Here is a 19,498-nt window from a genome sequence, read left to right as displayed (position 1 = left end):
CTCCTTTTTTGTTCTACTGCGAAACCTTGACGACTACGAAGCAAACAAAAACGATTGAGCGCAGGCGAAGCGTTCGTCTGCGGGGGCGGCGGGGGGCGCCGCCGCGCGCGGTTACTTGACCGCGTCGAAGAGCCGGGCCTTGATTTCCTCGACGGTGCCGACGCCGGAAATCTTCCGGTAGCGCGGCGCCTGCGGGTCGCCCGACGCAGCCCATTGCGAGTAATAATCCACCAGCGGGCGCGTCTGCTGGCGGTAGACCTCGAGGCGCTTGCGCACGGTCTCTTCCTTGTCGTCGTCGCGCTGCACCAGGGGTTCGCCCGTGATGTCGTCGACGCCTTCGTTCTTGGGCGGGTTGAACCGCAGGTGGTAGGTGCGTCCGCTGGGCAGGTGCACGCGCCGACCGCTCATGCGTTCGATGATTTCCTCTTCCGGCACGTCCACTTCGACGACGAAGTCGAGCGGCACGCCTGCCGCGCGCAGGGCTTCGGCTTGCGGAATGGTGCGCGGGAAACCGTCAAACAGGTAGCCGTTCGCGCAGTCGGGATCCTTGAGGCGATCCTTGACCAGGCCGATGATGATGTCGTCGGACACAAGGCCGCCGGCATCCATGACTTTTTTCGCTTCGATCCCGAGCGGGGTGCCGGCCTTGACGGCGGCACGGAGCATGTCGCCGGTGGAGATTTGCGGGATGCCGTAGCGTTCCTTGAGGAACGCAGCCTGAGTGCCTTTGCCGGCGCCGGGCGCTCCAAGCAAGATTAGACGCATTGATGATTCCTGATTGAGTTGGTGTTCTAGTCCTGTGGCACGATCGGCGCAAACACGGCAGTCCAGGCCCCGCCGGGGCGGCGTTGCGGTATCGCCAGTGTGAAGAGAAGGCCGATGCGTTGCGGCATGCGGTCGTCGGTGTGGTGCCGCCCCCCTTGTGGCCGCGTGTTCCAGGCGCGATTGCCCAAAATTACCTCAAGCGCGCCAGAGCGGTCAAATTAGCTTCTTTCGGCGACTAACCGGCGTACGAGTTCCAAATCGGCCTGGGTGTCGACCCCGGGCGCAGGGGCCTGCGGCGTGACGTGCACCTGGATCGCATAGCCGTGTTCCAGCGCCCTGAGTTGCTCGAGCGATTCCCACTTCTCCAGCCTGCCTTGCGGCAGCGAGGGAAAGCGACGCAGGAAACCGACCCGGTACGCGTATAGGCCGATGTGGCGCATGGCGGGCAGGCCCGGTGCGCAAACGCGTTCGCCTGCGGCTAGCGCGTCGCGCGCCCAGGGAATGGGGGCACGCGAGAAGTACAGCGCATGTCCGTCGGCGCCGCACACGACCTTGACGAAGTTCGGGTTGAACAGCTCCTCGGCCGTGTCGATGGGGTGCGCCGCCGTGGCAATGGCGGCCGCGGCGTGGCGGTCGAGGGTGTGCGCGACCTGCGCGATGAGCGCCGGGTCGATCAAAGGTTCGTCGCCCTGGACGTTGACCACGAGCTGGGTGTCGTCGAGCTCGAGCGCATCGCACGCTTCGGCCAGGCGGTCCGTGCCCGTGGGATGGTCGGCGCGCGTCAGCAGGCTCTCGAACCCATGCGCGCGCACCGCATCCCGGATCGCGGCGTCGTCGGTGGCGACCAGCACGCGGGCGGCGCCACTCGCCTGTGCCTGCCGGGCGACGCGCACCACCATGGGTTCGCCGCCGATGTCGGCAAGCATCTTGCCCGGCAGCCGGGTGGAGGCGGCACGGGCCGGAATGATGGCGATGAACGCGGGCAGGTCAGCCACGGGCGGCCTCGCCGGCTTGCGCTTCGGCCTCTTCCTGCCAGGGCAGTGCCTCGGACTCGAGCATGACCGGTATGCCGTCGCGGATGGGGAAGCTCAGCCGATCGGCGCGGCAAGTCAGCAGCTTGGCCGAGCGGTCGTGGCGCAAGGGCCCCTTGCAAAGCGGGCAGACCAGGATGTCAAGCAGGCGTACGTCCATGGAGTCGGGTTTCCAGCCAGTCGAAGAAGGTGGGGTCGGACAAGTGCGCCGATACGCTGACGACCCATACGCGCGGGTCGTCCAAAAAAGAACATTTTACGGCGTCCTTATCGGTGATGAGTATGAGGTCCGCGTCGATGGCGGCGAACGGAGAATCCGCGTAGTCGTAGTGGTCGGGCAACCCGAGGGCTGCGTCCAGGTGGATGCCCGCCCGGCGTAGGGTCTCGAAAAAGCGCGAGGGATTGCCAATGCCTGCCACGGCTGCGATGCGGCGCGCGGGCGGCAGCGCCTGCAGCGCTCGCCATTCGCCGTCGGCCAGCCGCCGGACGCCGTCGATGACGAGGTCCATATCTACCGCCCGCACCCCGGGCGGCGTAGCCGGTGGCCGCCCGCCGCGGGCGCCGCTGCGGTTGGTGACGATGGCATCGACGTCCCCCAACTTGGAGGCCGGCTCGCGCAAGGGGCCGGCGGGCAGGAGCAGTCCATTGCCGATGCCCCGCTCGTCCTGCACGACGATTTCGACGTCCCGGGCCAGGCCCAGGTGCTGCAGGCCGTCGTCGGAGAGGATGACGTCCACCTCCGGGTGCTGCTCGAGCAATGCCCGGGCGGCGGCGGCGCGGCGCGGATGCACGGCGACGGGAACCCCGGCCTGGCGCGCGATGAGGGCGGGCTCGTCCCCGAACGCGGCCGGATCGATGCTGCCGCACCCTACGCGCGGGGCCGGGCCGATCGATGCGCCATAGCCGCGGCTGACGATTCCCGGATGGCGGCCGCGCTCGCGCAGCGCTTGCGCGGCAGCCACGATGAATGGTGTCTTGCCCGTGCCGCCGACGTAGAGGTTGCCCACGACCACGACCGGCACGCGCAGGCGCTCGGCCCGGCGCCACCCTGTGCGATAGGCCCAGCGCTTGGCGGCGACAGCGGCTGCCGTCAGGCAGGCGAGCGGGCGCAGCAGGCGCGAGAGCCAGCCGCCTTCTTGCCACTGGTGCTGTAGTGTCGCGCGCAGGGCCGAGGATTTCATCGGGAGGCAGGCGCTGCGGTGGATTGTGTCGTGAATCCCACGCGGGAAATCCCCGCGCGGCCTGCGGCTTCCATGGCCCGTACCACGGCTTGGTGCGTGGCTGACGCGTCGGCGTCGATCACCAGCGTCGGGTCTTCACGCCCGGCCGCCGCCTTGCGTATCGCTTCGGCAAGCGGCCCGGCCTCGGATACCGGCAGGGCGCGGCCATTCAGGGCGTAGCGGCCGTCCGCGGCGACGGTCATCGTGATTTGCGGCCCGGGCTCCTGTTCCTGGGCGGAGGCGTCGGGCAGCCGCACGGACAATTGGCTGAAGCGCGAGAAAGACGTACTGGCGGCGAGGAAAATCAGGATCACCAGTAGGACGTCGATCAGCGGGATCAGATTGATGTCGGGTTCGTCGTGCCCGAGATGCCGACGGAAATTCATGTCCAGCGCTCCATTGCCGTGATGCACCGCCGGCCGCGGCCGGCCTGTTTCCAGGGCGGCTCAGGCAGGTTCATGCAAAGCATCCATCAGCCGCGCGGCCGCACGCTCCAGTTCGTGCAGGCTGTCGTTGATGCGCGCGCGGAAATAACGATAGAAGATCATGGCCGGGATGGCGATGAAAATGCCTAGGCCCGTGTTATAGAGGGCGATGGAGATGCCGTGGGCCAACTGGGCGGGATCGCTGCCGGCGGGCGAGTAGGAGCCGAAAATCTCGATCATGCCGACGACGGTGCCGAACAGGCCCATCAAGGGGGCGACGGCCGCGATGGTGCCGATGGCGCCCACGTACCGGCCCAGGCTGTGGGCGACGTTTTCCCCGGCCTGTTCGAGGGCGTCCTTGAGCGCGGGCCGGGAGCGATGCATGTTGCGCAGGCCGGCGGCCAGCACCCTCCCCAGCGGGGAGTCGGCCTCCAGCCTGGCTATGATGTCGGGCGTGACGCGGCGCTTCTGCACCAGCACGAGGACGTCTTCCAGCAGGCGGGGCGGGGCGATGCGGCGCTTGCGCAGGGCGAGCAGGCGTTCGACGATGAGCGTCAGTGCGATGAACGAGGTGGCGATCAGGGGCCAGATGGGCCAGCCGGCCTCGCGGACGATGGCGAGCAAGAAACCTCTCCTTTTCGATGAAGGCGAGAATGTACGAGCGCGGCCGGGTCTGGGCAAGTCGGGCCGCCGGAGGTATCCACAGAATCTGTGGATAATTGTGTGGGTAACTTGGCTTGATCCTACGCGTGATGCCTTTTCCGGTAGGATGCCCGGTTTTTGTTCAGCCCGCGAAATAGTCAAAAATTCAATGAAATCAATCTCTTACGAATTGATTTCGAGTGTCGTGACGAAAAAAATACTTGACATGTACAGTTTACGAGGCTGTGGAAAGGTTCTTGCTCGGAAAGCCTGATGAATAGTGGATTTGCATCTGCACATGACGATTTTTCGCGGGGGATACTGACAATCTCCCAGTTGAACCGCGCCGTAGCCACTTTGTTGGAGCGCAACATCCCGTTGGTGTGGGTCCGCGGGGAGGTGTCCAATTTCACGGCCGCTGCCTCGGGCCACTGGTACTTCACCCTCAAGGACGGGAGCGCGGCGGCGCGGGGCGTCATGTTTCGCGGGCGGGCCATGCTCGTCGGCTTCACGCCACGGGAAGGCGACCGCATCGAAGTCCGGGCGCGCGTGTCGCTGTATGAGCCGCGCGGCGACTACCAGCTGCAAGTCGAGTCCATGCGCCGCGCGGGCCAGGGCGACCTGTTCGAGGCGTTCCTGCGGCTCAAGGAAAAGCTGGCCGCAGAAGGGCTGTTCGATCCGGGGCGCAAGCGCGCGCCCTCGCCCATCCCGCGTACCGTGGGCATCGTTACTTCGTTGCAAGCCGCGGCGTTGCGCGATGTCCTGACCGCGCTCGCGCGCCGCGCGCCCCACGTCGGGGTGGTGGTATATCCGGCTCCGGTGCAAGGGGAGGATGCCGGCGAGCGGCTCGCCCAGGCCGTCGAACTGGCGAACCGCCGGGCCGAGGTCGATACCTTGTTGCTGGTGCGGGGGGGCGGCAGCATCGAGGATCTCTGGGCGTTTAATCACGAAGGCTTGGCCCGGGCCGTGTCCGCCAGCCGGATTCCCGTCATCAGCGGGGTAGGCCACGAGACGGATTTCACCATTGCGGATTTCGCGGCGGACGTGCGGGCGCCGACACCGACGGCGGCGGCCGAGCTGGCGAGCCTGCCGCGCGCACAATGGTTGACCCGGGTCGAACAGGCTGCCCAGGGCCTGCGGCGGGCGCAACGCAGGCGCATGGAGCAGCTGGAGCAGCGATTGGATCGCGCGGCCGCGCAGCTCATTCCTCCGCGCGAGCGGCTGGCGCGCCAGCGAGATCGCCTCGCCAGCCTCGCCCGCGGCTTGAGCGCGGCCTGGTCCGCGGCCCAGCGCGACCGCGCTTCGGAGGTGGGGCTTCTGCGGCAGCGCCTGATCGCGCAGCTTCCCGACCCCGCGCGCATGGCATCGCGCGTGGACGATATCGCCCGCCGCCTGCGCCAACGCCAGGCTTATCAGTTGGCCAGCCTGCAGCAGCGCCTGGCTTCGCATGCGGCGCATCTGCGGGCGCTCGGGCCGGAGCAGACCCTGGCGCGAGGCTATACCATCGTGCGCGATGCCCGCGGCCACATCGTCCGGCAGGCCCATACGCTGGAAGTCGGCGAGCCGCTCGCGCTGAGTTTTGCCGAAGGGGCCGCAGAGGCGTCGGTGACGGCCGTGGAACCGGACCGCGGCACTTTGTGAGCCGGCGCGACGGACCGTCGGCGGGGCGGGTTAACCTTTCGTCACGCGGGGGCTTCCCTACCAACGTGTATTCTTGTCGATAAAATGCATACGCAACCCTCCCAACCAGAATCAGGAGCTCAGATGGAACACACCCTTCCGCAATTGCCGTATGCCCTGGATGCCTTGGCCCCGACCATTTCCAAGGAAACCCTGGAATACCACCACGGCAAGCATCACCAGACCTACGTCACCAACCTGAACAACCTCATCAAGGGCACCGAGTTCGAGAATGCCTCGCTCGAGGACATCGTCAAGAAATCCTCTGGCGGCATCTACAACAACGCGGCCCAGCACTGGAACCACTCCTTCTACTGGAACTGCCTGACGCCCAAGAGCACGCCTCCCTCGGGCAAGCTGGCCGACGCCATCAATGCCAAGTGGGGCAGCTTTGACGCCTTTAAGGACGCCTTCAACAAGCTCGCCGCGGCCAACTTCGGTTCGGGCTGGACCTGGCTGGTCAAGAAGGCCGACGGCTCGCTCGACATCGTCAACACCGGCGCCGCCGGCAACCCGCTGACCACCGGCGACACGCCCCTGTTGACCTGTGACGTGTGGGAACACGCCTACTACATCGACTACCGCAACGCCCGCGTGAAGTACCTCGAAAACTTCTGGGGCATCGTCAACTGGGAATTCGTAGCCAAGAACTTCGGCTGATTTCCGATGCGCCGCATTGCGGCGCCAGCATGCGGCCCCTAGGCCCTAGCGGCCGCATCATGCGCGCTTTTCGCAAGGCAGGCCTTGACGAATGGCGCGCTTTTTTATTGTCCCGGCATCCTTGAAGAACCGACGCCCCGTCACCTGGCGAGACCAGGCTTCCATTACCGTCCGGCGCAAAGGCCGCCAGGTCCTGCGCGTGTCGCGCAAGACGTTCCGCTACGCGCTCGTGTTGTGCGGCGCGGCGGGCGTGGCCCTGCTGTCGCTAGCGTTCGCCCGGCTGGCCGAGATGGCGCTCGAGTGGAATGCACGATGGACGCAGGCCGCTCCATGGGCGGCGCTGTTCGTCATTCCCGCTGCCATGGCGGGGCTGCGCTGGCTGACCATGAAGGTGGCCCCGCTCGCGCGCGGTAGCGGCATCCCCCAGGTCATTGCCGCGACTTCGTTGCCGGCGCCGCTCGCGGCGAGCGGTCTCGTCTCGCTGATGCAGGCGCTATGGAAAATCCCGCTCACGGCCCTCGCACTGCTGGCGGGCGCGTCGGTGGGCCGCGAAGGTCCGTCGGTGCAGGTTGGGGCGGCGGCCATGCTGGGCTGGGGACGCTGGTGGCAGGAGCGTTTCGGGGTCCGGCTTCGCTTTCGCACGAGCGAGCTGATCGCCGCTGGCGCCGCCGGCGGGTTGGCGGCTGCGTTCAATACGCCGCTTGCAGGCGTGGTATTCGCCATCGAGGAGCTGGGCCGGAGCGCCGAGGTGAGGTGGAACCGCCTGGCGCTCTCGGGCGTCCTCGCTTCCGGTTTCATCGCCTTGGCCATCGCGGGCGACAATCCGTACTTCCACGTCGCAGCCAAGGCGAGCTTTGCGCAAGGGAGCTGGGGGTGGACGCTTGCCAGCGGCATACTGAACGGCGCGCTGGGCGGTTTGTTCGCCACCATGCTGTTGCGCGGGGCGCGCGGCTTGGCCCCGGCGCGCTGGCGCGACTGGATCGACGGCCACCCGATACGCGTGGCGGCCATCGCCGGTGTGGTCGTGGCGGTCTTGGGCTTGCTGACGGGCGGCGCCACGTACGGAACGGGCTATGCGCAGACCGCCGCCTTGCTGAACGGCCAGCCCATCGAGAGTGCCTGGTTCGGCATCGCCAAGTGGCTGGCCAGCGTCGTGTCGTACGTATGCGGCATTCCGGGCGGCATATTCACGCCGTCGCTGGCCATTGGCGCCGGCATAGGCGACCACATCGTGCAATTGGCCGGACCGAACGCGGATGGCCGCACCCTGGCGCTGGTCTCGATGGCCGCTTTCCTCGCTGCGGCCACGCAGGCACCCATCACGGCCAGCGTCGTCGTCATGGAAATGACACGCAGCCAGGACCTGACCTTCCACTTGTTGATGGCCACGTTGGTGGCGTCGTGGGTGTCGCGGCAATTCTGTCCGCGGCCGTTCTATCACGCGATGGCATTGCGTTTCTATCAAGATGCCACGCCATCGGCTGGAAGCCGGCGCGGCTCGCAAATGTAATTTTTCGACGCTTGTGCTTCACAACGTCGGTCGTCTGCCCCTTTAATAGCGCCTGCGGCGCACGCGTGCCGTACGGGGGAACCGATGTTGGACAAGAAAAGAGTGGCCGCTTGGTCGGTCGTGGGCGCCATGGTGCTGGCCGCCGTAGGCATGGGTGCATGGTGGGCGGGCAAGCAGGCGGGCAGGCAAGATGATGTGCCCCCCGCCGTCGAGCCGGCGGGGGCTGCCGATCCCTTTGCATTGCTGTCTTGCACGACGCGGGTGTTCGATGAGTCGTTGGCGCTGGCCGTGACTTTTTCACAGCCGCTCGACAGGCGGCAGTCTTTGGGCAGGCTGCTGCGCGTGGTGGATTCCGGCCCGGCGCCTTCCGCGGATGAGGGCGAGGGTAGCGATGCGGTGCGCGGCCGCACGGCACGCCAGCCGCAGCCTGCGGGCGCGATGCCCGAAGGCGCGGTGGTAAAGGGCGATTGGACGATAGGGGACAATCCCCGGGTCGCATACTTTCCATACATCCGACCCAATCGCCGGTACACGGTCGGCGTTTCGGCCGAGGTGAAAGACGCCGGTGGCAAGACGCTGCCCGAGGGGTATCGCTGCGAGGTCGCGAGCGATGCCATGCCGCCTTCGTTCTATTTCGCGAGCCGGGGCGTCGTGCTGCCAGCCGGCCAGAACGGCGGGCTGCCGGTGGTGACGGTCAACGTGCCGGAAGTGGACGTGCAGTTCCTGCGCATCGATCCGGCGCATTTCCCGCGTTTCTTCGAGCAGGTGCTGGGCTTGCGCAGAGCCGCGGCCGTGCGCGCCGAAGAGGATGGCGACCGGGATGACGATGACGACTGGCGCTACAGCAGTAACCGCAGCTTGAAGGGCACCGTCGGAAGCTGGGACCTGGACAGGCTGAAGGACCTGACGCGGAGCGTCTATGCGGGGCGGTTCCTGACGGATGACAAGCCCGATCGACGCCACGTCACCTTCCTGCCGGTGGAGGACATCAAGGAGCTCAAGGATCCCGGCATTTACGTCGCGGTCATGAGCCAGCCCGGACGGTTCCGCGACGAATACCAGGTCACGTATTTCTACGTCAGCGACATCGGCTTGCACGCCCGGGTGTACGCGAAGCAAATCGAAGCCTTCGCCACCTCGCTCAAGAGCGGCAAGGCTATTGAGGACGTCGAGTTCGAATTGCTGGACGGAAACGCCAAGTCGTTGGGCCGGGCCAAGGCGGACGGCCAGGGCCGGGCGTCATTCGTGGGCAACATCGATGCGGCCCGCGTGCTGGTCGCGCGGCGCGGCGCTGAAGTGTCCATGCTCGCGCTGGGCGAGCCGGCGCTGGATTTGTCCGAATTCGACGTGGGCGGTTACCCGTCGCGAGACAACAAGATCCTGGTGTATGCGGGACGAGACTTATACCGCCCGGGCGAGCGCTTCGACGTGTCCCTGCTGGTACGCGACGCAGACGGACATGCCGTGCCGCCCGCGCCGGTGTCGATGGTGCTCAAGCGCCCGGACGGCCGCACGGTGCGCACCGCCACGGCGCAGCCGGACGGTTCGGCGCCTGGCTACTTCCAGTACCACATCGAGTTGCCGGCCGACGCTCAAACCGGCACGTGGCTGCTCGAGGCCCGGCTTGATCCGGCTGCGCGCCTCGCGGATGCATCTTGGAAGTTCCAGGTAGAAGAGTTCCTGCCGGAACGCATGAAGCTGGACCTGAATGCGGACGAAGGCGTGCTCGCACCCGGCCGTCCGCTGAACGTGCGGATTCACGGCGATTATCTCTACGGGGCCCCGGCCGCGGGCAACCGCCTGCTCGGCGTGGTGTCCATTACTCGGGAGCGCTACGCGCTGCCCGCGCAGTGGCCGGGCTTCCTGTTCGGCGATTTCGCCGACGACGATCGCAGGCAGCGACGCGATCTCGACGCGTCCGAACTCGACGACCAAGGCGATGCCGCCGTTGCCGTGCCGGTCGACGTGACCGGCACGGCTTCGCCGATGAAGGTCAAGGCGAGCTTTAGCCTGCTGGAGTCAGGCGGCCGTCCCGTCGTGCGGTCGATCGAGCGCACGGTGTGGCCGGCGCCGGCGCTGATCGCGGTGCGCCCGCTGTTCGATCGCGACGTGGCGCGCGAGGGTGCGCTGGCCGAATTCGAGGCGGTCCGCGTCGATCCAAGTGGCAAGGTGGTACCCCTGCAAGCGGCGCAGCTGCGGCTTTATCGCGAAGAGCGCGTCTATTACTGGCGCTACGATGACCAGCGAGGTTGGAACAGCGGATTCACGGAAACGGACGAACTGGTCGAATCGCGGCTGCTGCCCCTGGTCGACCGCGCGCGGTTTGGCTTGCCCGTCAAGTGGGGACGCTATCGCCTCGAACTGCGGGATCCGGAGTCCGGGCAAACCTTGCGTTATCGCTTTTACGCGGGATGGGGCGCGCAGGACGCAGAGGAGATCGGCAACCGGCCCGACAGGGTGCAGCTCAAGCTTGAGCACGCGCCCGTGCGGGAAGGGGAGACCGTCCGGCTGTCGATCACGCCCCCGCACGACGGGGAGGCGCTGGTCACCGTGGAAGGCAGCCGGCTGCTCTGGAGCCGGCGCACCGGCGTCAAGGCCTCGGGTTCCATCGTGGAGATCCCGGTGGGCAAGGATTGGAGTCGGCACGATTTATACGTCTCGGTGACCGTGTTTCGGCCGGGCAGCCAGGGAGACCGGGTTACGCCAGCACGCGCCCTGGGGCTGATCTATCTGCCGTTGGCCCGGGACGATCGCAAGCTGGGCGTCACGCTCACTGCGCCACCCAAAGTGCTGCCCGAAAAACGGAGCACGGTGAAAATCAAGGTCGACAACGGCGAACCGGGGCGGCAGGCCTATGTGACGCTATCGGCCGTCGACGTCGGCATTCTCAACATTACGCGCTATGCCGCGCCTGACCCCTTTGATTTTTTCTTCGGCAAGCATCGCTATGCGCCGGAGTTGCTGGACATCTACGGCAAGCTGATCGAGAAGATGGACGGCACGCCAGGCAGGCTGAAGTGGGGCGGCGATGCGGCGATGCGCGATAGCCGCAGCATGCCGGCCAAAGTCAGGCTGGTGGATTTGTTCAGCGGGCCGGTGCGGCTCGACGAGCGGGGCGAGGCGGAAGTGCCGCTCGACGTGCCGGATTTCAACGGCACGCTGAAGCTAATGGCAACGGCTTTTACCGCGGACCGGTTCGGCAGCGCCCAGGTGGATATGGTGGTCGCGGCGCCGGTCGTCGCCGAATTATCCACGCCCCGCTTCATCAGTCCCGGCGACGATGCCGCCATCGCGCTCGACATCACGAATCTAAGCGGCGCGCCGCAAACGCTGACCGTGGACCTGGAGGGGGAGGACCCGGTCCGGATACGCGGCGGCGCGCACCAGGTACGGCTCGAGAACCAGCAGCGGACGACCTTGCGTTTCAGTGCCGAGGCGACCGGCGCACATGGCCTGGGCCGGTTGCGGCTGACCGTGACTGGGGAAGGCGGCTCGACCCCTTTGCGCATCGTGCGCGAATCGTTGCTGCAGGTCCAGCCGCCGGCGGCGGCTCGCCGGGACGTGCGGCGCATCCGGCTGGGGCAAGGCGAGAGCATCGCGCTGGACCCGGCCTGGATCGCCGGCCTTTATCCGGACTCGGTCTCCGTGGGGGTCGCGATATCCAACCAGCCGCCGTTCAACCTCAAGCGCGTCGTGCAGGACCTGCTCGACTATCCCTACGGTTGCCTCGAGCAGACGGCAAGCGCGGCCTATCCCCACGTGTTCATCGATGAGGCGCAGGCGCGGGCCCTCGGCCTGACGCCGCTATCGCGCGCCGAACGCGAGCGCGCGATCGAGCAGGCCGTCAGCCGCATGGCAGGCATGCAGCGGGCCGCGGGCGGCTTCGCGCTGTGGGGAGACGGCGCGCCGGAAATCTGGATTTCCGCTTATGCGGCCGGGTTTCTACAGGACGCGCGATCGGCCGGCTTCAATGTGCCCGATGTCCTGGCCCGCCGCGCCATGGACTGGCTGCTCGGGCAGGTGCAGCAGGGGCCCGCCAACTTCCCGGCGCTGCCGCAAAGCCTGCGCACGCAACAGGAAACGGGCGAAGGCAAGCGGCTGCGGGATGGGGACTACAACCTGCTGCGGGATAGCCATCGCCGATTCGCGGAGCTGGCCCACGCCGCGTACGTGCTCGCGCGCGAACAGCGGGCGCCGCTCTCGACGCTGCGCGTGCTGCACGACAATTACCGCGACCGGGCGCACTCTCCGCTGCCGCTCGTCCACCTGGGCATTGCGCTCAAGCTGATGGGCGACGAGTCGCGCGCGCAGGTCGCGTTCGACGAGGCGATGCTGCGGGGCTACGGCATTGATGCCAATCGCCACGGCGGCTACGGCGAGTGGCTGGGAGACTATGGCTCGGCGGTGCGCGATTACGCGTTGTCTTATGCGCTCATGATGCGGCATGGCATTGCGCATCCCCGGCGCGAAGCCTTGTTGAATGACGTAGCGGGAAGGCTGGGCTCGCGCGCCTATCTGTCCACCCAGGAGCAGCTGGCACTGTTCCTCGCCGCGCGCGCGGCCGGCGGAGGCAGCGGGGAGCCGTGGGCGGCTAGCCTGCGCACGGCGGACGGCAGTCAACGGCTGGAGGGGCGCGATACCGAGATGCGAAGCTTTACGGCGGCCCAGGTCGTGGCCGGCGTCGAGGTCGCGAACAGCCGGACCGAACCGCTGTTCCTGGAAATCGACGTGCAAGGCTACCCGCGTGGGCGCGAGGCGCCGCAAGCGGCAGGCCTCACCATCGAGCGTTCGTGGTTCGAGGCGGACGGCAGTCCCTGGAACGGCCGGCCGCTGCGCACCGGCGAGGTGTTGATCGTCAAGCTGGACGTCACTTCTGATCACCGGATCGAAGATGCGCTCATCGTGGACCGTGTGCCTGCCGGGCTGGAGGTGGAAAACCTGAACCTCGGCCAGGGGGCTGATTTCGAGGATTGGACGATCGGCGGGGCGAAGGTCGCGGAGGCGCTTCGCGACTCACGCATCAAGCATCGCGAATACCGCGACGACCGTTACGTGGCCGCGGTGAGCGTGCGGGGCCCCGTGACGGTGTTCTATCGCGCGCGCGTCGTGACGCCTGGCCGCTTCGTCGTGCCGGCGCCCGTGGTCGAAGATATGTATCGGCCGCAGATACGCGCGGTTGGCGCGTCCTCCGGGCCCTTGGTGATCCACGACCTGCGCGCGGGAGCGCGCTAGGCGTGGCGCCTGCCGGTGTTGGTGCCGATGGATGTGCGTCCGCAGCTGAGATGGGCTCGCGATGAATCGGCTGGGTAAGACGGCGGTCGTCCTGGCGGCGGCGCTCGGGGCGCTGTGGCTGGCCGACTGCCTATATCCGCTGCCGGAGCAGGCCTTCCGGGCCGCGGATGGCGCGACCGTGGTGACGGCGGCCGACGGCAGCCCGCTGCGTGCCTATCCGAGCCGGGACGGGGTGTGGCGCTACCCGGTTTCGCCAGAAGACGTTTCGCCGCTGTACATCGAGGCCCTGCTGACCTACGAGGATCGCTGGTTCGCCTGGCATCCGGGCGTCAACCCCTATGCCATGCTGCGTGCGGCATGGCAATGGGCGACTTCGGGGCGCATCGTCTCCGGAGGCTCCACCCTGACCATGCAGGTCGCGCGCATGGTGGATCCCGCGTTGCATTCCGCGCCGCGCAGCATCGGGACCAAGCTGCGCCAAATGGCCCGGGCGCTGCAATTGGAGTGGCACCTCTCCAAGCGGGAGATTCTCGCGCTGTACCTGAACCGCGCGCCCATGGGCGGCATCGTGGAAGGCGTGGAGATGGCCAGCCGTGCCTACCTGGGCAAGCCCGCCAAGGCGCTCAGCCACGCCGAAGCCGCGCTCTTGACTGCCTTGCCCCAGGCACCCTCCCGCCTGCGGCCGGATCGTTCGCCGCAGGCCGCCCAAGCCGCGCGCGACAAAGTGCTTGCCCGGGTGGCCGCGCGCGGGAAATGGACCGCAGAGGCGGTCGCGGATGCACGCATGGAACGGGTGATCGTACAAGCGCCGCGGGGCCAGTGGTTGGCGCCGCTGGCGGCGGAGCGGCTGCGGCAGCGCTGGTTGCGCGCGTCTGCCGGTGCGCCGGAGCGCGCGGTGCGCTCCACGCTGAATGCCGAGTGGCAGAGCATCGTCGAAAACATGCTGCTCGATCGCGTGCATACGTTGCCGCCGCGCGTATCGATGGCCGTCTTGTTGATGGACAACGATACGTTGGAGGCCCGGGTGTATGCGGGCTCCGCGGATTTTTCCGACCCGCGGCGCGCTGCGCACGTGGACATGGTGCGGGGCGTGCGGTCGCCCGGGTCTACGCTCAAGCCATTTCTCTACGCGATGGCGCTGGACGAGGGGTTGATTCATTCCGAAAGTTTGCTCGTGGATGCGCCGCAGACGTTCGCCGGCTATCGTCCCGGGAATTTCCAGGCGGCGTTCTCGGGCGCCGTGAGCGCATCGGAGGCCTTGCAGCGCTCGCTCAATGTTCCCGCCGTCGACCTGTTGGATCGCATCGGCCCGGCGCGGTTCGCCTCGACCTTGCGCGCGGGAGGCCTGCGCCTGAGGATCCCCGCGGGCGCCGACCCTAACCTGAGCCTGATCCTCGGCGGTGCGGGCACCACGCTCGAGGAGTTGGTGGGTGCGTACCGGGCCCTGGCGCGGGGTGGGGTGGCCGGCCGCGTGAGGCTGTCACCGGACGAACCGCGGATCGAATCCCGCATCATGAGCGAAGGCGCCGCCTTCATCGTGCGCGATATCCTCGAGGCTGGCGGCCGGCCCGGCAGGCCATTCCACGACGGGGGCCGGGGCCTGGCCTGGAAGACGGGCACCAGCTTCGGCTTCCGCGATGCGTGGGCGGTGGGAGTGACCGATGCGTGGACATTGGGCGTCTGGGTCGGCCGCCCCGACGGTACGCCCAATCCTGGCTTTTTCGGCGCCAACGTCGCGGCACCCTTGCTGCACGACCTCGTTGCGGCGTTGCCCGGCTCCCCTCCGGGCCCCCGCGTACCGCCGCCGTCCGTGGGCGCAGCGGCGATCTGCTGGCCCTTGGGCATGCGCGCGGATCGCACGCCCGACGGACTATGCCTGCAACGGCGCGAGGCCTGGGTGCTCGACGATACGGCTCCGCCTACGCCGCCCGACCGGCTGGCGCAGGGCGGCAGCCTTGAGACGATCTGGATCGATCCGCGTTCGGGACTGCGCACCGCGCCGGGCTGCAGCGTCCCCGGCGAGCCTGTGCTAGCGGCGCGTTGGCCGCTCGCCTTGCAGCCTTGGGTCGAGGCCGGCCGGCTGCCCCGCGGGGCGCGCCCGCGTTGGCATCCCGCGTGCAAGGAGAGGGGGGGCGAGGCCAGGGCTGGCATCAAGCTCGAGGGCTTGGAGTCGGGCGCGACGCTCAGGCCGGTGCCGGGCCGCGAACGCATCGACGTTGCAGTGCGCGCGTTGGGCGCTGAGGGAGCATTATGGTGGATGGTGGATGGCCGCCCGGCACTCCGGACCGATGGCGGGCGTCCGTTATCCCTGGGCTTCACCGAGGATGGCCACCATACCGTGACGGTGATGGACGAAGCCGGTCGCTACGACAGCGTGCATTTTTCTGTGCGGGGCCTTTCCCAGGCGGCACACCACTGACAGAGGCTTTGGGGCCCAGCGCACTGTTCCGGACTTATGATGGACCCGGACTTGCTCCGGCTGTGGATTGGATGTTTAATATTCGAACAATAGTTCGCAGTTAGAACTTTTTGATTTCGCAACAGGTACGCCACCTGCTCTCTTTCCAACAGAAGCAGGCATCGCGCGGAGACATACATGATCAACAAAATCGTGGCTTCGGTTGCCGAAGCGCTGGCCGACGTCAAAGACGGCTCGACCATATTGATTGGCGGTTTCGGCACGGCCGGGCTGCCCAACGCGCTCATCGACGGTCTGATCGAGCAAGGCGCGAAAGACCTCGTCGTGGTCAACAACAACGCGGGCAATGGTTATACGGGGCTGGCAGCGCTGCTGCAGACCGGGCGGGTGCGCAAGATCATCTGCTCTTTCCCGCGCCAAACCGACTCCTATGTGTTCGACGAGCTCTACCGCGCCAAGAAGATCGAGCTCGAGCTCGTGCCGCAGGGCAACCTGGCCGAGCGCATCCGTGCCGCGGGCGCCGGCGTGGGCGCGTTCTTCACCCCCACCGGCTTTGGCACGCAGTTGGCCGAAGGCAAGGAAACCCGCAACATCAATGGCCGCGATTACGTGCTCGAGTATCCGATTTACGGCGACGTGGCGCTGATCTCCGCTTATAAGGGAGACCGCTGGGGCAATTTGGTCTATCGCAAGACCGCGCGCAATTTCGGCCCCATCATGGCGACCGCCGCCAAGATGACCATCGCCCAGGTGCATGAAACCGTGGAGCTGGGGGAGCTCGATCCCGAAGCCGTCGTCACCCCCGGCATTTTCGTCAAGCGCGTCGTGGCCGTCGGTCCCCAGGGCAGCGCGCCTGCCAACGCCGCCTGACCCGCAGCTTGAGGAATCCGCAATGAACAAGATGAATCGAGACCAAATGGCCCAGCGCGTGGCGCGCGACATTCCCGAGGGCGCCTATGTGAACCTGGGGATCGGGCTGCCTACCCTGGTCGCCAACCACTTGCCGGCCGACCGCGAGGTCGTGCTCCATACCGAGAACGGCCTGCTGGGCATGGGCCCGGCTCCCGCCAAGGGCGAGGAGGACTGGGACTTGATCAACGCCGGCAAGCAGCCCGTCACGACGCTGCCGGGCGCATCGTTTTTCCACCATGCCGACTCGTTCGCGATGATGCGCGGCGGCCATTTGGATATCTGCGTGCTCGGCGCGTTCCAGGTGTCGGTCAAGGGCGATCTCGCGAACTGGCACACCGGCGCGCCCGATGCCATCCCCGCGGTCGGGGGAGCGATGGACCTCGCCATCGGCGCCAAGCAGGTGTTCGTCATGATGGAGCTGCTCACCAAGACCGGTTCCAGCAAACTGGTGGAAACCTGCACGTATCCGCTGACCGGCGTGGGCTGCGTGAGCCGCGTCTATACCGATATGGCGGTGTTCGACATCAAGAAGGACGGTGTCTACGTGACCGACCTGGTCGACGGCCTCTCTTTCGACGAGTTGCAGCGCCTGTGCGGCGTTTCCCTGCGCCGGGGCTGATGCCATGACGGCCCCCGGCCTGGCAGGGCAGTCGCGTTCCCAAGGCTTGGGCGAGCTCCAAGCCCCGGACGCGTTTGTCTATACCGCCCATGCCGCCCGGGTGGTGTTCGGCGCAGGCAGCTTGCGGGATTTGGAGCGGGAGGTCGATTTGCTGGGCTGTCGCCGGGCGCTGATTTTGTGCACGCCGGGCCAGCGCAGGCATGCGGAAGACCTCGCCGCGCGCCTCGCGGCAAAAGCCGCCGGCGTGTTCGACGGCGCGGTGATGCACGTGCCCGCGGAGGCCGCGCGCCGGGCCCGCGATGAGGCGCGCAGGCGAGGCGCCGATTGCGCCGTGGCCCTAGGCGGCGGCTCCACGGTGGGCTTGGGCAAGGCCATCGCGCTTGAATCGGGCTTGCCGATCGTGGCGATTCCGACCACGTATGCCGGTTCGGAAATGACGCCCATCTACGGCATCACGGAAAACGGCGTCAAGAAAACCGGCAAGGATGCGAAGGTGTTGCCGCGCACCGTCATCTACGATCCGGAGTTGTCCTGCGGCCTGCCCGTCGGTTTGTCGGTCACCAGCGCGATGAACGCGATGGCGCACGCAGCCGAGGGCTTGTACGCGCAAGACCGCAACCCGGTCATGTCGCTGGTGGCCGAAGAAGGGCTTGCCGCCTTGGCGCGCGCGATACCTGAGATCGTCCGCTCGCCGCGGGACGTCGCCGCCCGCTCACGGGCGCTGTACGGCGCCTGGCTGTGCGGGACGGTGCTCGGCAACGTCGGCATGGCGTTGCACCACAAGCTCTGCCACACGCTGGGTGGAAGTTTCAACCTGCCGCATGCGGAATGCCACACCATCGTGCTGCCGCATGCCATGGCTTACAACGCCGTCGCAGCACCGGACGCCATGGCCCGCATCGCGCGCGCCATCGGCGCGAGAGATGCGGCCGGCGGCTTATATGATCTTGCGCGCGACCACGGGGCTCCCGTCGCGCTGCGGGATCTGGGCATGGCGGAGGCCGATCTCGATCGCGCCGCCGACCTCGCGGCATCCAATCCCTATTGGAATCCGCGGCCCATCGAGCGCACGGCCATCCGTGCCTTGCTTCAGAATGCCTGGGCGGGCGTGCGCCCGGGAGATTATTGATGTCAGTCGCAAACCCCTAGAACAGTTTTTCCCCATTCGAGACAGACCATGACTACACATGCCTTCATCTGCGACGCGATCCGTACCCCCTTCGGCCGCTACGGCGGCGCCTTGGCCTCGGTGCGCGCCGACGATCTCGCCGCCATCCCGCTCAAGGCCCTCGTGGAGCGCAATCGCAACCTCGACTGGGGAGCGGTCACCGACGTCATTTTCGGGTGTGCCAACCAGGCCGGCGAAGACAACCGCAACGTGGCCCGCATGGCGCTGTTGCTGGCGGGCCTGCCGCTGGAAGTGCCCGGTGCGACCATCAACCGCCTGTGCGGCTCCGGCCTGGATGCCGTGGGCACGGCGGCGCGGGCGATCAAGTCCGGCGAGGCCGGACTCATGATCGCCGGCGGCGTCGAGAGCATGAGCCGCGCGCCCTTCGTGATGGGCAAGGCGGAAACGGCTTTCTCCCGCAACGCCCAGATCTACGACACCACCATCGGCTGGCGTTTCGTCAACAAGCTGATGAAGGAGCAATACGGCGTCGACTCGATGCCCGAAACCGCGGAAAACGTGGCAACCGAATTCAACATCGACCGCGAGTCGCAAGACCGCATGGCCTTGGCCAGCCAGGCCAAGGCGGCCGCTGCGCAGAAATCCGGGTTCTTCGACGCGGAGATCACGCCGGTGACCATTCCGCAGAAAAAGGGCGATCCCATCGTGGTCGCCAAGGACGAGCATCCTCGCGAGACCAGCATGGAGGCGCTGGCGCGCCTGAAGGGCGTGGTGCGTCCTGACGGTACGGTCACGGCCGGCAATGCGTCCGGCGTGAACGACGGCGCGTGCGCGCTGTTGCTGGCGAGCGAAGCCGAAGCCGCCCGGCACGGCCTGACGCCCCGTGCGCGCGTGGTCGGCATGGCGACCGCCGGCGTGCCGCCGCGCATCATGGGGATGGGCCCCGCGCCGGCGACGCGCAAGGTGCTGGCCCAGACCGGGCTCACGCTGGACCAGATGGACGTGATCGAGCTCAATGAAGCCTTCGCGGCCCAGGGCCTGGCCGTGCTGCGCGATTTGGGCCTGGCCGACGACGATCCCCGCGTGAACCCCAATGGCGGCGCGATCGCGTTGGGCCACCCCCTGGGCGCCAGCGGCGCCCGCCTGGCCACGACGGCGGTCAACCAACTGCACCGCATCGGCGGCCGTTATGCCCTGTGCACGATGTGCATCGGCGTGGGGCAGGGCATCGCGGTCATCCTCGAACGCGTGTGA

General features: G+C 67.3%; 15 protein-coding genes. 9 read left to right on the top strand and 6 right to left on the bottom strand.

Annotation, left to right across the window (positions count from 1 at the left end; all coding sequences use genetic code 11):
• Window positions 1–111 precede the first annotated feature (111 nt).
• From adk to Q0319_RS00845, 6 genes are all read right to left on the bottom strand, one after another.
• The gene (gene adk, locus Q0319_RS00870) at window positions 112–765 is read right to left on the bottom strand and encodes an adenylate kinase (protein WP_296464005.1); all 654 of its coding nucleotides are present in this window, start codon (window positions 763–765) and stop codon (window positions 112–114) included.
• A 218-nt stretch (window positions 766–983) separates the two neighbouring features.
• Window positions 984–1,751, bottom strand: coding sequence for a 3-deoxy-manno-octulosonate cytidylyltransferase (kdsB, locus tag Q0319_RS00865; protein WP_296464008.1), 768 nt, complete (start codon window positions 1,749–1,751; stop codon window positions 984–986).
• A gap of 1 nt (window position 1,752) precedes the next feature.
• Window positions 1,753–1,956: a Trm112 family protein gene (locus tag Q0319_RS00860; RefSeq protein ID WP_296464003.1), complete on the bottom strand. Its 204-nt coding sequence runs from the start codon at window positions 1,954–1,956 to the stop codon at window positions 1,753–1,755.
• Window positions 1,937–2,977, bottom strand: coding sequence for a tetraacyldisaccharide 4'-kinase (gene lpxK, locus Q0319_RS00855; protein WP_296464001.1), 1,041 nt, complete (start codon window positions 2,975–2,977; stop codon window positions 1,937–1,939). Before lpxK ends, Q0319_RS00860 begins: the two co-directional genes overlap by 20 nt.
• Window positions 2,974–3,402: a biopolymer transporter ExbD gene (locus Q0319_RS00850; RefSeq protein ID WP_296463999.1), complete on the bottom strand. Its 429-nt coding sequence runs from the start codon at window positions 3,400–3,402 to the stop codon at window positions 2,974–2,976. The genes lpxK and Q0319_RS00850 overlap by 4 nt, the downstream gene beginning before the upstream one ends.
• A 60-nt stretch (window positions 3,403–3,462) precedes the next feature.
• Window positions 3,463–4,065: a MotA/TolQ/ExbB proton channel family protein gene (locus Q0319_RS00845; RefSeq protein WP_296463997.1), complete on the bottom strand. Its 603-nt coding sequence runs from the start codon at window positions 4,063–4,065 to the stop codon at window positions 3,463–3,465.
• Window positions 4,066–4,356: 291 nt separating this feature from the next.
• Between Q0319_RS00845 and xseA the strand changes: the two genes are divergently transcribed.
• The 9 genes from xseA to pcaF all read left to right on the top strand — a co-directional run bounded on the left by xseA (window position 4,357) and on the right by pcaF (window position 19,498).
• The gene (gene xseA / locus Q0319_RS00840; RefSeq protein ID WP_299450263.1) at window positions 4,357–5,724 is read left to right on the top strand and encodes an exodeoxyribonuclease VII large subunit; all 1,368 of its coding nucleotides are present in this window, start codon (window positions 4,357–4,359) and stop codon (window positions 5,722–5,724) included.
• A gap of 123 nt (window positions 5,725–5,847) precedes the next feature.
• Window positions 5,848–6,423 (top strand): superoxide dismutase [Fe], encoded by a 576-nt coding sequence (sodB, locus tag Q0319_RS00835; RefSeq protein WP_296463993.1) that lies wholly within the window; start codon window positions 5,848–5,850, stop codon window positions 6,421–6,423.
• 121 nt (window positions 6,424–6,544) lie between these two features.
• Entirely contained in the window at window positions 6,545–7,933 is a 1,389-nt protein-coding gene (locus tag Q0319_RS00830) for a chloride channel protein (RefSeq protein ID WP_299450260.1), read from the top strand.
• A gap of 84 nt (window positions 7,934–8,017) precedes the next feature.
• Window positions 8,018–13,165 carry an alpha-2-macroglobulin gene (locus Q0319_RS00825; RefSeq protein ID WP_299450258.1) on the top strand — a complete coding sequence of 1,716 codons (5,148 nt, stop codon included), beginning with the start codon at window positions 8,018–8,020 and terminating at the stop codon, window positions 13,163–13,165.
• 61 nt (window positions 13,166–13,226) lie between these two features.
• Window positions 13,227–15,584, top strand: a complete 2,358-nt coding sequence (gene pbpC / locus Q0319_RS00820; protein WP_296463986.1) for a penicillin-binding protein 1C — start codon at window positions 13,227–13,229, stop codon at window positions 15,582–15,584.
• A 177-nt stretch (window positions 15,585–15,761) separates the two neighbouring features.
• Complete coding sequence (locus tag Q0319_RS00815) at window positions 15,762–16,454, top strand: 3-oxoacid CoA-transferase subunit A (RefSeq protein ID WP_296463984.1); 693 nt, start codon at window positions 15,762–15,764, stop codon at window positions 16,452–16,454.
• 22 nt (window positions 16,455–16,476) lie between these two features.
• Complete coding sequence (locus Q0319_RS00810) at window positions 16,477–17,115, top strand: 3-oxoacid CoA-transferase subunit B (protein ID WP_296463982.1); 639 nt, start codon at window positions 16,477–16,479, stop codon at window positions 17,113–17,115.
• 4 nt (window positions 17,116–17,119) lie between these two features.
• Window positions 17,120–18,244, top strand: a complete 1,125-nt coding sequence (locus Q0319_RS00805; RefSeq protein WP_299450255.1) for a maleylacetate reductase — start codon at window positions 17,120–17,122, stop codon at window positions 18,242–18,244.
• A gap of 48 nt (window positions 18,245–18,292) precedes the next feature.
• Window positions 18,293–19,498: a 3-oxoadipyl-CoA thiolase gene (pcaF, locus tag Q0319_RS00800; protein ID WP_296463979.1), complete on the top strand. Its 1,206-nt coding sequence runs from the start codon at window positions 18,293–18,295 to the stop codon at window positions 19,496–19,498.

Source organism: uncultured Pigmentiphaga sp. (assembly GCF_937950555.1).
Classification (GTDB): Bacteria; Pseudomonadota; Gammaproteobacteria; order Burkholderiales; family Burkholderiaceae_B; genus Pigmentiphaga.
Note: the sequence above shows the minus strand (reverse complement) of the source record. Positions and strands in the feature narration are given on the sequence as shown.

Excerpts from the sequence above, each read along its gene's own strand:
- pcaF (WP_296463979.1), top strand. The coding sequence starts at position 18,293 with ATGACTACACATGCCTTCATCTGCGACGCGATCCGTACCCCCTTCGGC.
- Q0319_RS00805 (WP_299450255.1), top strand. The coding sequence starts at position 17,120 with ATGACGGCCCCCGGCCTGGCAGGGCAGTCGCGTTCCCAAGGCTTGGGC.
- adk (WP_296464005.1), bottom strand. The coding sequence starts at position 765 with ATGCGTCTAATCTTGCTTGGAGCGCCCGGCGCCGGCAAAGGCACTCAG.
- sodB (WP_296463993.1), top strand. The coding sequence starts at position 5,848 with ATGGAACACACCCTTCCGCAATTGCCGTATGCCCTGGATGCCTTGGCC.
- Q0319_RS00850 (WP_296463999.1), bottom strand. The coding sequence starts at position 3,402 with ATGAATTTCCGTCGGCATCTCGGGCACGACGAACCCGACATCAATCTG.
- xseA (WP_299450263.1), top strand. The coding sequence starts at position 4,357 with ATGAATAGTGGATTTGCATCTGCACATGACGATTTTTCGCGGGGGATA.
- lpxK (WP_296464001.1), bottom strand. The coding sequence starts at position 2,977 with ATGAAATCCTCGGCCCTGCGCGCGACACTACAGCACCAGTGGCAAGAA.
- Q0319_RS00860 (WP_296464003.1), bottom strand. The coding sequence starts at position 1,956 with ATGGACGTACGCCTGCTTGACATCCTGGTCTGCCCGCTTTGCAAGGGG.
- pbpC (WP_296463986.1), top strand. The coding sequence starts at position 13,227 with ATGAATCGGCTGGGTAAGACGGCGGTCGTCCTGGCGGCGGCGCTCGGG.
- Q0319_RS00810 (WP_296463982.1), top strand. The coding sequence starts at position 16,477 with ATGAACAAGATGAATCGAGACCAAATGGCCCAGCGCGTGGCGCGCGAC.
- Q0319_RS00815 (WP_296463984.1), top strand. The coding sequence starts at position 15,762 with ATGATCAACAAAATCGTGGCTTCGGTTGCCGAAGCGCTGGCCGACGTC.
- Q0319_RS00825 (WP_299450258.1), top strand. The coding sequence starts at position 8,018 with ATGTTGGACAAGAAAAGAGTGGCCGCTTGGTCGGTCGTGGGCGCCATG.